This window comes from Massilia sp. LjRoot122 (assembly GCF_964252725.1).
Taxonomy (GTDB): domain Bacteria; phylum Pseudomonadota; class Gammaproteobacteria; order Burkholderiales; family Burkholderiaceae_D; genus Telluria.
The window spans coordinates 1,923,800-1,936,895 of the sequence record NZ_CAXUPB020000001.1 but is presented as its reverse complement, the minus strand read 5'-3'; the positions used below and the strand labels follow the sequence as shown (position 1 = coordinate 1,936,895).

Below are 13,096 nucleotides of genomic sequence, written 5' to 3'. Positions count from 1 at the left end.
TTACCCCGCCGGCCGCAGCACCGGCCGCGGCGCATCGAGCGCGCGCCGCACCGCCGATGCCAGCAGCTTCGCCGCGCGCCGGGTCTGGGCCGGCGTATGCCGCGCCATCATCTGCAGCCGCAGGCGCGCCCCTCCCAGCGGCACGCCCGGGAACTCCATCGGGTTGACGAATACCCCCTCGCGCGCCAGCAGCATGCCGGCCACCCGCACGGCGGATTCGCTGCCGGTCCAGAGCGGGACGATCGGCGAAGGCGCGCCGAGGCAGCGCATGCCCTCCTCCTGCAGCAGCGCGCGCAGCTCGAGCGCGTTGCGCATCAGGTCCGCGCGCAGGACATCCCCCTCGTTGCCGCCCACGATGCGCAGGCACTCCAGCACCGTGGCCGCCTGCATCGGCGACAGCGCGTTCGAGAACATGTGCGGGCCCGCGAACAGCTGCAGCTGGCGCCGCACGCTGCGCTCGTTGCAGGCCACGAAGCCGCCGTTCGAGGCGAAGGTCTTGGAAAACGCCCCCATCACGATGTCGATCTTGCCCAGCATGCCCTGGGCCCCGATCACGCCGCTGCCGCCCGGCCCCATCGCGCCCAGGTCGTGCGCCACGTCGACCAGCAGCGTGGCGCCGTACTCGCGGCACAGGTATTGCGTCAGCGGCAGGTCCGGGCTGTCGGCATCCATGCTGAACAAGCCTTCGGTGACGACCAGGATCGCAGCCTCGGCGTCCACCGCGCGGATCCCGGCCAGCAGCTCGCGCAGGTGGTCGCAGTCGAGGTGGCGGAACGCGGACACGTTGCGGCTCGCCGCCGCCGCGCCCTGGCGCAGCGAGGCATGCGCCAGGGCGTCGATCAGGACGTAGTCGCTGCCGTGCACCAGCGCCGTCACCGCGCCGAAGGCCGCGCCCCAGCCGGTCGGGAACAGCACCACGTGCTGGCAATGCAGCAGCGCGCCGAGGCTGTGCTCCAGCGCGCCGGAATAGCGGCTGTTCCCGAGCAGGATGGCCGAGCCGGCGCTGTGCGGGCCGCATTCCGCCAGCACCCGCATGGCCGCGTCGATGACGTCCGGATGGCCGGCCAGCGAGAGGTAGTCCTGCGAAGCGAAGTTGATGCCCTGCTGCGCCGCCAGGCCATCGCCCTCGACGGTGGCCAGCGGCGCCGGCGGTCCTTCCAGGATGCGGCCATAAGGCCAGACCCCGTGCCGCATGCGCAGCGCGCACCAGTCGTCGAGCGGCGCGCCGCGGCGCAGCAGGTCCGGGCCGCGCGGCTGGCGGAACAGGGCGACATTGCCGCCCAGCGCACCCGACGCGGCCAGCGCGTCCAGGTCGTGGGCGGGATCAAAGGGAATCGGTTCATTCAGCACGGCATCCTCCGGCAGGGAAACAGGTCAATCGGATCGGCGTTCAGGCCGGCACGAGGGGCGCCGCCTCGACCTGGCGCGCCAGCAGCGCCGCGACCTCGGCGGGCGGCAGCGGCCGGGCGAACAGATAGCCCTGGGCCGCGTCGCAGCCCATCGCGCCCAGGTCGGCCAGCTGCTCGGGCGTCTCGACCGCCTCGGCGATCACGCTCAGGCCGAGGCGGTGCGCCATCGCCACGATGGCTTCGGCGATCGCGAACGGACGGTTGCGCGCCGCGCCGAGGCGGCGTACGAACAGGCCATCCATTTTCAGGATGTCCACCGGCAGCTCGGACAGGTAGTTCAGGCTCGAGTAGCCGGTGCCGAAATCGTCGATCGAGACCACGACGCCGGCCTGGCGCAGGCTGTTCATCAGGGCGCAGTTGGCGGCCAGGTCCTCGATCAGCATGCCCTCGGTGATCTCGAGGTCGAGGCAGCGCGCCGGCATGCCGGTCTCGCCGAGGATGGCCAGCACGCGCGCCGGCAGCCCGGGTTCCTTCAGCTGGCGCGCCGACAGGTTGACCGCGGTCTTGATCTCGGGGAGCCCGGCCGCGCGCCAGGCGCGGTTCTGCAGGCAGGCGGTGCGCAGCGCCCAGTCGCCGATCGGGACGATCATGCCGGTCTCCTCGGCCAGCGGAATGAAGCGGCCCGGATCCACGCGTCCGTACACCGGATGCTGCCAGCGCAGCAGGGCTTCGACGCCGACCACGCGGCGGCTGCCCAGCTCGATCTGGGGCTGGTACTCGAGGAACAGCTGGCCCTGCGCGAGGGCCTCGCGCAAGCCGTTCTTCAGGGCCAGGCGCTCGCTCTGCGGCTGCATGGTGTCGCCGGAATAGACCTGCACGCCATTCTCGCCCCAGCGCTTGGCGCCGCGCATGGCGATGTCGGCGCGCTTGAGCAGGGCATCGAGGTCGCAGTCGGCCGCCGGGTACAGGGCCACGCCCACCGCCAGCGTCACGAAGCACGCGCGTCCCGCCACGTTCAGGGGCAGCCCGAAGCGGTCGAGGATTTTCTCGGCCACCACCTGGGCGTCGGATTCGAAGCTCACGTCCTCCAGCAGGGCGACGAATTCGTCGCCGCCCCAGCGCGCCACGGTGTCGGAATCGCGCAGGCAGCGCCGGATCGTGGCCCCGGCCTGGCTCAGCAGCTCGTCGCCGGCCTCGTCGCCGAGTTCGTCGTTGATCTCCTTGAAGCCGTTGATATTCAGCAGCAGCAGCGCCACCAGGCGGCGGTTGCGGTTGGCCCGCTCCATCGCGTGGCGCAGGCGGTCGCGCAGCAGGTTCCGGTTGAGCAGGCCGGTGAGCTGGTCGCACTGGACGCCGCCGGGGAGCCGTCCCGTACCCGGTTCACGGCCGGCCGCCTCGGTCTTCTGCACCACCGGCAGGTGCTCGTCGTCGTCGTGGCAATGCACCCGGTTGCGCCCGAGCGACTTGGCCGTGTACAGCGCCTCGTCGGCGCGCGCGATGACCTGGGCCACGGCCTCGCCGAGGCGGTATTCGGCCACCCCGGCCGACACCGTGAGCGAGATCGCGGGCCCGCCCTCGCTGCCCGCGCAGCGCAGGTCCGCGATCACGCCCCGCACCCGCTCGGCCAGCACCATCGCATCCGGCGCCGGCGTCTCGGGCAGCATCAGGAGGAATTCCTCGCCGCCGTAGCGCCCGAAGGCGTCGGTGGCGCGGATCTGGCCCTGCACCGCCGCGGCGAAGCTGCGCAGCACCTCGTCGCCCGCCGCATGGCCATAGGTGTCGTTGATGCGCTTGAAGAAGTCGATGTCGAACAGGCACAGGCAGAACGGACGGCGATTGCGGTCGCTGCGTTCCTTCTCGCGGTCGATCAGGCCGAGCAGGAAGCGGCGGTTATGGCAGCCGGTCAGCTCGTCGCGGATCGCCAGCTCGTTGATGGTCGACAGGGCGCGCTGCAGCTTGACGAAGCCTTCGGTCTTGGTCAGCTCGAACAGCAGCACGAACACCAGCACCACCACGTACAGGCCCAGGTTGCAGATCAGGTGCAGCAGCGGCATGTCGAGGCTGGGGGTGGCGGGAGCGGCCCAGCCGAAGGCCGGCAAGCCCCAGATCGTGGCGGCGGAAGCGCAGCTCGCCGCCAGCCAGAACACGCCGCTGCCGACGCCGCCGAGGAACATCGCCACCACCGGCGCCGTGATCAGCCAGCTGGCCGTGGGGGCGTGGATGCCGCCCAGGTGCCAGGTCAGCCAGGTGAAATTGAAGAACAGCGCGCACAGGAACAGCTCGCGCGCCAGGGCGATGCTGCCGCTCAGGCGCAGCACGGGCGGCGCCATCAGCATGAACAGGCAGCAGGCCAGGATCTCGACGGCCGCCAGCTTCAGGCCGAGCAGCCAGTAGGCCAGCGCATACAGGGGGCCGGCGGTGGCCGCCATCAAGGCCGCGTTGACCACGTTCTCGGCCCGCGCCAGCACCGCGGGTTCCTGCCGCAGTCTGGCGGGTACGAACAGGTGAGCCGCGTCCAGGTAACGCCCGCGCCACCGCTGTCTGCTGTCGTCGCTCATCGCTTATTCCATGGGCCACACTCCAAATTACTAGTGTTGCAGGAAAAATCCGATGAACTTTATTTTCAAACAGAAAGTTGCTGGAAAGATGGGGCCGTGCTCAGCTTCAGTCGTTCTTGACGACGATGCTCGGGAACTTGCTGGTCATGTCCTTCGCCTTCTCGGCGACCTTGACGGCGACCTTGCGCGCGATTTCCTTGTAGACGTTGGCGACCGGGCCGTCCGGGTCCGCCACCACGGTCGGGCGGCCGGAATCGGTCTGCTCGCGGATCGACAGGGTCAGCGGCAGCTTGCCGAGGAAGTCGACGCCGAAGTCGCGGCACATCTTCTCGCCGCCGCCTTCGCCGAAGATCGATTCGTGGTGGCCGCAGTTCGAGCAGATGTGGGTGCTCATGTTCTCGACCACGCCGATGATCGGGATGCCGACCTTCTCGAACATCTTGAGGCCCTTGCGCGCGTCCAGCAGCGCGATGTCCTGCGGGGTGGTGACGATCACCGCGCCGGTGACCGGCACCTTCTGCGACAGGGTCAGCTGGATGTCGCCGGTCCCCGGCGGCATGTCGACGATCAGGTAATCGAGGTCGCGCCAGTTGGTCTGCTCGAGCAGCTGCTGGAGCGCGCCGGTGACCATCGGGCCGCGCCACACCATCGGCTCGTCCGGATCGATCATGAAGCCGATCGAGGATACCTGCACGCCGTGATTCTCCAGCGGCTCCATGGTCTTGCCGTCGCGGCTCTCGGGACGCCCGTTAATCCCCAACATCATCGGCTGCGAAGGGCCGTAGATGTCGGCGTCGAGGATGCCGACGCTGGCGCCCTCGGCGGCGAGGGCCAGCGCCAGGTTGACGGCGGTGGTCGACTTGCCGACCCCGCCCTTGCCCGAGGCGACGGCGATGATGTTCTTCACGTTCGGCATGATTTTCAGGCCACGCTGGACCGCGTGCGACAGGATCTTGCTGTATACCTTGACCGTCACGTTGCCGATCCCCGGCAGCGCCTTGAGGCCGGCGAGCACGCTGTCGCGGATCGCGGCGACCTGGCTGGCCGCCGGATAACCCAGCTCGACGTCCAGCGCGACGTCGTCGCCGCTGAGCTTCAGGTTCTTGATCGACTTGGAAGAGACGAAATCCTTCCCGGTGTTAGGATCGATAACTGCCGACAATGCCGCCTTGACGTCGTTCTCAGTAATGCTCATGTATTTCTCCAAGTGATAAGGCCGAAGTGTAGCAAAAAACGCCGGGGTCTTCTTGTTGGTTTGGCAAACCCTGCCTTGGCCCCTGCGCATGTGGGGCCTTCCGCTGTTAAAATGCTTCTTTCCATATAACCAAAGCGCTTCGACCACCATGACCCGCAAGCTGTTCGTCACCACCGCCCTGCCCTACGCCAACGCTGCCTTCCATATCGGCCACATGATGGAATACATCCAGGCCGACATCTGGGTCCGGTTCCAGCGAATGCAGCGCGACAATGGACAGCAGCGCCAGGTGCACTTCGTCTGCGCCGACGACACCCACGGCACCCCGATCATGATCGCGGCCGAGAAGGAAGGCATCACGCCCCAGGAATTCGTGGCCAAGATCGCCGCCGGCCGCCCGCAATACCTGGACGGCTTCCACATCGCCTTCGACAACTGGTATTCCACCGATTCGCCGGAAAACGTCGAGCTCTCGCAAGGCATCTACCGCAAGCTCAAGGCCGAGGGCCTGATCGTCACCAAGACCGTCGACCGCTTCTACGATCCGGTCAAGGGCATGTTCCTGGCCGACCGCAACATCAAGGGCGAGTGCCCGACCTGCCACGCCAAGGACCAGTACGGCGACAACTGCGAAGTCTGCGGCGCCGCCTACCAGCCGACCGAACTGATCAACCCGTTCTCGGTCTTCACCGGTTCGACCCCGATCCTGAAGCCCTCGGAACAGTATTTCTTCAAGCTGTCTGACCCGCGCTGCTTCGCCTTCCTGAAGGAATGGCTGAACACCCCGGGCCGCCTGCAGCCGGAAATGGTCAACAAGGTCTCGGAATGGCTGGGCGAGTCCGGCGAAAAGCTGGCCGACTGGGATATTTCGCGTGACGCGCCCTATTTCGGCATCCCGATCCCCGATGCGCCGGGCAAGTTCTTCTATGTGTGGCTGGACGCGCCGGTCGGCTACCTGGCTTCGCTGAAGAACTATTTCTCCAAGCGCGGCATCGACTACGAAGCCTTCCTGAACGACCCGGCGGCCGAGCAGGTCCACTTCATCGGCAAGGACATCGTGTCCTTCCACCTGCTGTTCTGGCCGGCGATGCTGAACTTCTCGAAGCACCCGATCATCGACAAGTTGAAGGTCGCGGTGCATGGCCACCTGACGGTCAACAACGAAAAGATGTCGAAGTCGCGCGGCACCGGCATCTCGCCGCTGCGCTACCTCGAGCTGGGCATGAACCCGGAATGGCTGCGCTACTACCTGGCCTTCAAGCTGAATGCCAAGGTCGAAGACCTGGACTTCAATGGCGAGGACTTCGTCGCCCGCGTGAACAGCGACCTGATCGGTAAATACATCAACATCGCCAGCCGCTGCGCCGGCTTCATCACCAAGAAGTTCGAGGGCAAGCTGGCCGACAGCCTGTCGGATACCGCCAAGGGCTGGATCTGCAAGGCCCTGATGAACGAGGGCGCCGAGCGCCAGGCGAACATCGCGGCGGCCTTCGAAGCGCGCGAGTACGGCCGCGCGATGCGCGAGATCATGGAGATCACCGACATCGTCAACCAGTACGTGGACGAGAACAAGCCCTGGCTGCTGGCCAAGGACGAGAGCAAGCTGGCTGAACTGCACGACGTCTGCACCACCGCGCTGATCCTGTTCCGCCAGCTGAGCATTATGCTGTCGCCGGTGCTGCCCCAGATCGCCGCCCGCGTCACCGAATTCCTCGGCGACGGCGAGCTGAGCTGGGCCGACACCCATGGCGCGGCCGTCTACGAAACCATGCTGGGCCGTACCATCGGCGCCTACAGCCACCTGATGCAGCGCGTGGATGCGAAGATGGTCGAGAACCTGTTCGACAAGCCGGCGGCTGCTCCTGTCGCTGCCGCTCCAGCCGTTGCTGTAGCCGCCGAGCCGGCTGCGGACGCCCCGGCGGGTGGCGATATCGAAGAACTGGCGCCGGAAATCTCGATCGACGATTTCACCAGGATCGACCTGCGTGTGGCGAAGATCGTCAACTGCGAACACGTCGAAGGCGCCGGCAAGCTGCTGCGCCTGACCCTGGACGTGGGCGAAGGCCGCTACCGCAACGTGTTCTCGGGCATCAAGTCGGCCTACAAGCCGGAAGACCTGATCGGCAAGCTGACCGTCATGGTCGCCAACCTGGCGCCGCGCAAGATGAAGTTCGGCGTGTCGGAAGGCATGGTGCTGTGTGCGTCGGCGGCGGACGAGAAGGCGAATCCGGGCTTGTACCTGCTGGATCCGATGCCGGGCGCGCAGCCGGGCATGCGCATTCGCTGATACCAGCTGGAAGAATTGGGGGGAACAGTGCCGCCGGCATTGTTTCCCCCAATTGTTTGGACCGCCCTTTTGCGGCGTTATAATGGCATGTTTTTTCTGAAACTCGCGCCCCTACGGCCCTTGCCGGCAGGCCTTCTTCAGACCATTCAAAAATAGGTAGATAACAAGATGACCGAATTGACTCCTCTCCGCCACATCCCCCAGGCCAACGTGTTCCGCAAAGGCGACGTCTTCGTCCTGTTCGGCGAACTGTTCGGCCGTGGCTATGTGAACGGCCTGATCGATGAGGCACGCAAGGCCGGCATGAGCATCGTCGGCATCACCGTCGGCCGCCGCGATGAAACCGGCGCCCTGCGCGCCCTGACCGCGGAAGAGCATGCCGAGGCGGAAGAGAAACTGGGCGGGAAAATCGTCAACGTGCCGCTGATGGCCGGCTTCGACATGGATGCGCCGGAAGGCGAGCAGAATCCGACCGAACTGCTGGCGAACGTCAAGCTCAAGACCTGGCAGGACGACAAGCTGGACTGGGAAAAGATCGAGCGCTGCCGCGAAGCCGGCGTGCGCCGCTTCGCCACCTCCGCCGCCCAGGCAATGGCCGAGATCGACAAGCTGATCCCGGACGGCGCGAACGTCTTCTTCGCCCACACCATGGCCGGCGGTATCCCGAAGATCAAGGCCTTCCTGGCCATCGCCAACCGCATCTACAAGGGCCGCGGCGAGCGCTTCGAATCCTCGCGCGCCTTGCTCGACAGCGACCTGGGCAAGCTGATCCTGATGAACTTCGATGAAGTCACCGCCAACACCCTGAAGTACCTGATCGACGCATCGGGCGCGATCCGCGAGCGCGTGACGAAAGCCGGCGGCGAAGTGCGCTACACGGCCTATGGCTACCACGGCACCGAAATCCTGATCGGCGGCGAGTACACCTGGCAGACCTACACCAACTACACCCAGGGCTACGCCAAGATGCGCCTGGAGTCGATCGCGCAGGCCGCCTGGAACCAGGGCGTCTGGGCCACCGTGTTCAACTGCCCGGAAATCCGCACCAATTCCTCCGACATCTTCGTCGGCGTCGAGCTGTCGCTGTTCCCGCTCCTGACCGCGCTGAAGAAGGAAGGCGGCGGCGCCTGGGCCGACCAGCAATGGCAGATCTGCCAGGACCTGCTGAACGAGGGCGTGTCGCTGCAGTCGCTACTCGACACCATCGAGCGCTACAACAACGACGCCACCAGCGCCGAGTTCCGCAACTTCGAAGCCTGGCCGATGGACAACACCCCGGCACTGGCGGACGTCATGATCGGCACCTCGGAAGACATCACCGACCTGCACAAGGACAAGAAGGCCCTGATCACCGACCACCTGTCCAGCCTGGTGCTGGAAGGCGCCGGCCCGCTGATGTTCCATGGCGCTTCCGAGAAGATCGCGCCGGTGCTGTGGCTCAGCCACGACATCATCGCCCGCCAGCTGAACGAACTGCACAAGTAAACTTGACCCGGAGGCGCCGGGGCGGAAGAATCTGCCCGGTCTCTTGCTTATCACTTTCTGGAAATCATGTTCTTCGCAAAACAACACTCGATGTACGAATCCGAGCACACCAAGTTCATCAAGGAGCTCAAGGCCAAGACCCCCGGCATGGACGAGCGCCAGGTCGAAGGCCGTTCCCTGCTGTGGGACAAGGCCCCGCTGTCGCTCGACGAGCAGGAGCGCATCAAGCAGTCGCGCCTGCGCCAGCAAGCCTACCCCTACCAGACCAAGGTCTGAGGTAGGGACGCGCCCCCATGCTGCCCGAGCAGGCCGAGCACGAGCTGCCGGCCGGTCCCCGGCACGACGGGGCGCCTCCAGGATCCGACCCGCATGACGCACACATTACCGCGGCTGCCGAAGCGGCCGAGGGAGCGATCGCGCGCCTGTACGGCGAACCGCTGACGCGCCTGCCGAGCGACCTGTACATTCCGCCGGATGCGCTCGAGGTCTTCCTCGACGCCTTCGAAGGCCCGCTCGACCTGCTGCTCTACCTGATCCGCAAGCAGAACTTCAACATCCTCGACATCCCGATGGCGCAGGTGACCCTGCAATACCTGGAATACGTCGAGCAGATCCGCCAGCACAACCTGGAACTGGCCGCCGAGTACCTCTTGATGGCGGCAATGCTGATCGAAATCAAGTCGAGGATGCTGCTTCCCAAAAGGCAGGACGACCTGGTCGAGGACGTCGGCGACCCGCGCGCGGAACTGGTGCGGCGCCTGCTGGACTACGAGCAGATGAAGGCGGCCGCGCTGGCGCTCGGCGCCCTGCCCCAGGAAGGCCGCGACTTCGTGCGCCCGCAGCTGTTCGTCGAACAGGGCCTGGCCCCCGCGCTGCCCGACGTCGACCCCTGGGACCTGCAGCGCGCCTGGCTCGACGTCCTGCGCCGCGCCAAGCTGACCCAGCACCACCGGATCAGCCGTCAGGAACTGTCGGTGCGCGAGCACATGTCGGCCATCCTGCGCACCCTGCAGTCGCAGCGCTTCGTCGAATTTTCCGAACTCTTCGCAGGCCAGCACACGGTTCCGATAGTGGTTGTACACTTTGTCGCCATGCTCGAACTGGCGAAGGAAACCTTGATCGAGATCACGCAGGCCGAGCCCTTCGCACCGATCTATGTGCGCCTGGCCTATTCCCCGGCTTGAAAGCCGCTACATTCATTCTTGCATCTGTACATTACAACCCCATGAAAATCATTTCCTCCATCGACGAACTGCGCGACCAGCTGCGCGGCCAGCTGCGCACCGCCTTCGTGCCGACGATGGGCAACCTGCACGAAGGCCATCTTTCGCTGATGCGCCTGGCGCGCAGGCATGGCGACCCGGTGGTGGCGTCGATCTTCGTCAACCGCCTGCAGTTCGGCCCGAACGAGGATTTCGACAAGTACCCGCGCACCTTCCAGGACGACGTCGCGAAACTCGAAAAGGAAGGCGTCTACGTGCTGTTCGCGCCGACCGAGAAGGACATGTACCCGGAACCGCAGGAATACCGCGTGCGCCCGCCCGATGGCCTCGGCAACACGCTGGAAGGCGAGTTCCGCCCCGGCTTCTTCGACGGCGTCTGCACCGTGGTGACCAAGCTGTTCTCCTGCGTGCAGCCGCGCGTGGCCGTGTTCGGCAAGAAGGACTACCAGCAGCTGATGATCGTCCGCAATATGGCACGCCAGTTCGCACTGCCGACCGAGATCATCGGCGCCGAGACCTTCCGCGCCGAGGACGGCCTGGCCCTGTCCTCGCGCAACGGCTACCTGTCGAGCGAAGAGCGGGCCGAAGCACCGGTGCTGTACCAGCAGCTGAACGCCGTCGCCGAAGCCATGCGCGCCGGCGGCCGCACGCCGGCCGAGGTCGAGCGCCAGGCCATGGAACACCTGGCCGCACGCGGCTGGAAGCCCGACTACGTCTCGATCCGCAAACGCATCGACCTGCAGGCGCCCGGCGCCGCCGACCTGGAAGCGGGCACGCCGCTGGTGGTGCTCGCCGCGGCCAAGCTCGGCAACACGCGCCTGATCGACAACCTGGAAATCTGAGCTTAGCAAAAAAAACATCTTTGATTGCTAAATTGCAATAGGGTAATTCTGGCTTTATACTTGACGTAAGCGGAAACCTGCATGGAACCGCAACTCATGAAGTCAACGCAAGGAATTGTTGCCGTGAACGACACCGCTCCCCTCACCCGCAAGGGGCCGCCGAAGCAGAACGATGCGCTGCACCGCATCGGCAGCACCGCCACGCCCCATGAAATGCGCGACCCCTTCGACATCGGCGAGGCGCTCACGGCCCTGTCGCTGTCCGGTGAGCCGGTCACGGTATTCCCGACCGGCTGGATCGAGCCGCTGCTGGCGCGGGTCGAGTCGGTCGACCCGGAGCTGCCGCACTTCGTGCTCGACTTTACCGGCAGCGAACGCCCGCCCGCGGGCAAGGCCACCCTGGTCGCCTCGCTGGGCGGCAATGCCAAGCTGCAGTTCGAGCTCGACCAGTCATGGAAACCGGCGCCGGACAATCGCATGCACGTGGCGGCCGAGTTCCCGCCGACCTGCCTGGTGCTGAACCGGCGCGCCGCGCGCCGCGTCGAGACGCCGGTGGGCGTCAACTACATGGCCAGTTTCCGCATCAAGGGCGTGCAGATCGACCTGCCCCTCTACGATTTCTCGCAGGGCGGCGTCGGCATGCGGGCAACGCCCGAGCAGTGCTTCGGGCTGCACGTGGGGAAGAAGCTGGACGGCGTACGCCTGGAACTGGGGCCGAACCTGGTCATCATGGCCGACCTCGAAGTGCGCCTGCTGCGGCCCTTCCGCACCTTCCTGCTGGGAGAACAGGTGCAGATCGGGTGCAGCTTTGCGAGTATTTCGATGCAGATGCAGCAGACGCTGGAGCGCTTCGTGACGACCGGCACCGTGGATCGGCGCGCCGCAGCGCGCTAGCTTCCGACTTTACGCAGCGAGGTTCTGCGCCCAGGCCAGTGCCGACAGGTGCGCCTTGTTGACCTCGAGTGGGCTGATATCGAGCGACTCCGCCAGCGAGGCCACCAGCCGCGAATTGAGCTCGCAAGCCTCCGCCAGCGCCAGGTAAGGCCCGTATTTCCCTTCGCGCGCCACCAGCGCCCTGACCACTTCTTCCGGCAGCTGCACCGACTCCAGCACCTCCAGCATGGGCAGCCCCAGCAGGCGGTCGAGCAGGGAGAACATGCCGGCGACGAACAGGTTTTCCGACTCCCCGGGCAGTGCCTTCTGGCCCAGCAGCTCGGCCAGGCGGCCGCGCACCACCGCGGTTTCCATCAGTACCGGCGAATAGCCGCTCGAGCTGGCCGTGGCCAGCAGCAGCACCAGCCAGCGGTACAGCGGCGCATAGCCCATCAGGGCGATCGCCTGGCGCAGCGATTGCACCTGGCGCGCGGCGCCGAAGCCGGCCGAATTGATGTAGCTCAGCAGCTTGTAGGTGAGCGCCGGATCGCGCTTGAGCACGTTCTCGAGCTTGGGCACGTCCTCGTTGTTCTGCACCATCTGCATCAGCTGGAGGATCACGCTCTGGGTCGGGTTCATGCCCTTGACCGGATTGCCCGGCCGCGGCGTCAGGTGCAGCTTGCCGACGAAGGCGTCCAGGCCCAGCGCGGCGCAGGCGTCGAAGTCGGCCCAGCTGGCCACCGGACGGCCCACCATGCGCATCGCCGCGTTCTTGGCGGCGGCATAGGTGCGCGCCTGGCTGGCGACGTCGTTGCCGGCGAACTGCACCTCGACATAGGAGGCATAGGGAGACAGGTTGCGGCCCAGCAGCTTGAGGTCGGCCCCGCGGATCGACACCCCCACGCCGCCCGCGCGCACCGCCTGCACCGCCGCGCGCACGTCGGGGTCGGTCAGCCTGCGGATGTTGAGGGTGAGGACGGTGCGCTCGGGCGGCAGCGCATGCAGCGCATCGGTCGAGAGCATCGCGGGCACCGCATCGAGGAACAGGATCTTGTCGCGCAGCAGCCAGCCGTGTTCGGGATGGTTGACGTGCTCGGCGACGAAGCCGACCAGGTCTTCCAGTTCCTGGTCGGTCGCTAGCTTGCCGTCGTGGTGCTGCCATGACAGCTCGTAACCGATGACGCGCTGCTTGGGATCGAGCAGCGGTTCACGAACGATGAAATTGGTTTGGTGCATGTGGGCGCGGAGAAAAAACTAGAACGAGCACGCGGCCCGGACGCCGAC

At 66.2% G+C, this 13,096-nt stretch carries 10 protein-coding genes; 6 read left to right on the top strand and 4 right to left on the bottom strand.

Annotation, left to right across the window (positions count from 1 at the left end; translation table 11 throughout):
* The 3 genes from ACSQ25_RS08565 to apbC form a co-directional block, all read right to left on the bottom strand.
* On the bottom strand, positions 1-1,350 hold the full coding sequence (locus tag ACSQ25_RS08565; RefSeq protein ID WP_436105279.1) for an aminotransferase class I/II-fold pyridoxal phosphate-dependent enzyme: 1,350 nt from the start codon (positions 1,348-1,350) through the stop codon (positions 1-3).
* A gap of 40 nt (positions 1,351-1,390) precedes the next feature.
* Positions 1,391-3,907: a bifunctional diguanylate cyclase/phosphodiesterase gene (locus ACSQ25_RS08560; RefSeq protein WP_436105278.1), complete on the bottom strand. Its 2,517-nt coding sequence runs from the start codon at positions 3,905-3,907 to the stop codon at positions 1,391-1,393.
* Positions 3,908-4,013: 106 nt separating this feature from the next.
* Positions 4,014-5,102 (bottom strand): iron-sulfur cluster carrier protein ApbC, encoded by a 1,089-nt coding sequence (apbC, locus tag ACSQ25_RS08555; RefSeq protein ID WP_436105277.1) that lies wholly within the window; start codon positions 5,100-5,102, stop codon positions 4,014-4,016.
* 148 nt (positions 5,103-5,250) lie between these two features.
* Between apbC and metG the strand changes: the two genes are divergently transcribed.
* From metG to ACSQ25_RS08525, 6 genes are all read left to right on the top strand, one after another.
* The gene (metG, locus tag ACSQ25_RS08550) at positions 5,251-7,389 is read left to right on the top strand and encodes a methionine--tRNA ligase (RefSeq protein WP_436105276.1); all 2,139 of its coding nucleotides are present in this window, start codon (positions 5,251-5,253) and stop codon (positions 7,387-7,389) included.
* A 168-nt stretch (positions 7,390-7,557) separates the two neighbouring features.
* Positions 7,558-8,874, top strand: coding sequence for an enoyl ACP reductase FabMG family protein (locus tag ACSQ25_RS08545; protein ID WP_436105275.1), 1,317 nt, complete (start codon positions 7,558-7,560; stop codon positions 8,872-8,874).
* Between the two features lie 66 nt (positions 8,875-8,940).
* Positions 8,941-9,150 (top strand): DUF3460 family protein, encoded by a 210-nt coding sequence (locus ACSQ25_RS08540; RefSeq protein WP_436105274.1) that lies wholly within the window; start codon positions 8,941-8,943, stop codon positions 9,148-9,150.
* 17 nt (positions 9,151-9,167) lie between these two features.
* Positions 9,168-10,058: a segregation and condensation protein A gene (locus ACSQ25_RS08535; RefSeq protein ID WP_436105273.1), complete on the top strand. Its 891-nt coding sequence runs from the start codon at positions 9,168-9,170 to the stop codon at positions 10,056-10,058.
* Between the two features lie 41 nt (positions 10,059-10,099).
* On the top strand, positions 10,100-10,939 hold the full coding sequence (gene panC, locus ACSQ25_RS08530; RefSeq protein ID WP_436105272.1) for a pantoate--beta-alanine ligase: 840 nt from the start codon (positions 10,100-10,102) through the stop codon (positions 10,937-10,939).
* Between the two features lie 81 nt (positions 10,940-11,020).
* A complete protein-coding gene (locus ACSQ25_RS08525) occupies positions 11,021-11,833 on the top strand; it encodes a flagellar brake protein (protein WP_436105271.1) in 813 nt (270 codons plus the stop codon).
* A 9-nt stretch (positions 11,834-11,842) separates the two neighbouring features.
* Here ACSQ25_RS08525 and ACSQ25_RS08520 read toward each other — a convergent pair whose 3' ends face one another.
* Positions 11,843-13,048: an EAL and HDOD domain-containing protein gene (locus ACSQ25_RS08520; protein ID WP_436105270.1), complete on the bottom strand. Its 1,206-nt coding sequence runs from the start codon at positions 13,046-13,048 to the stop codon at positions 11,843-11,845.
* Positions 13,049-13,096 lie beyond the last annotated feature (48 nt).

Coding starts and splice junctions, on each gene's coding strand:
- ACSQ25_RS08560 (WP_436105278.1), bottom strand. CDS start 3,907: ATGAGCGACGACAGCAGACAGCGGTGGCGCGGGCGTTACCTGGACGCG.
- ACSQ25_RS08535 (WP_436105273.1), top strand. CDS start 9,168: ATGCTGCCCGAGCAGGCCGAGCACGAGCTGCCGGCCGGTCCCCGGCAC.
- panC (WP_436105272.1), top strand. CDS start 10,100: ATGAAAATCATTTCCTCCATCGACGAACTGCGCGACCAGCTGCGCGGC.
- ACSQ25_RS08525 (WP_436105271.1), top strand. CDS start 11,021: ATGGAACCGCAACTCATGAAGTCAACGCAAGGAATTGTTGCCGTGAAC.
- metG (WP_436105276.1), top strand. CDS start 5,251: ATGACCCGCAAGCTGTTCGTCACCACCGCCCTGCCCTACGCCAACGCT.
- ACSQ25_RS08520 (WP_436105270.1), bottom strand. CDS start 13,048: ATGCACCAAACCAATTTCATCGTTCGTGAACCGCTGCTCGATCCCAAG.
- apbC (WP_436105277.1), bottom strand. CDS start 5,102: ATGAGCATTACTGAGAACGACGTCAAGGCGGCATTGTCGGCAGTTATC.
- ACSQ25_RS08540 (WP_436105274.1), top strand. CDS start 8,941: ATGTTCTTCGCAAAACAACACTCGATGTACGAATCCGAGCACACCAAG.
- ACSQ25_RS08545 (WP_436105275.1), top strand. CDS start 7,558: ATGACCGAATTGACTCCTCTCCGCCACATCCCCCAGGCCAACGTGTTC.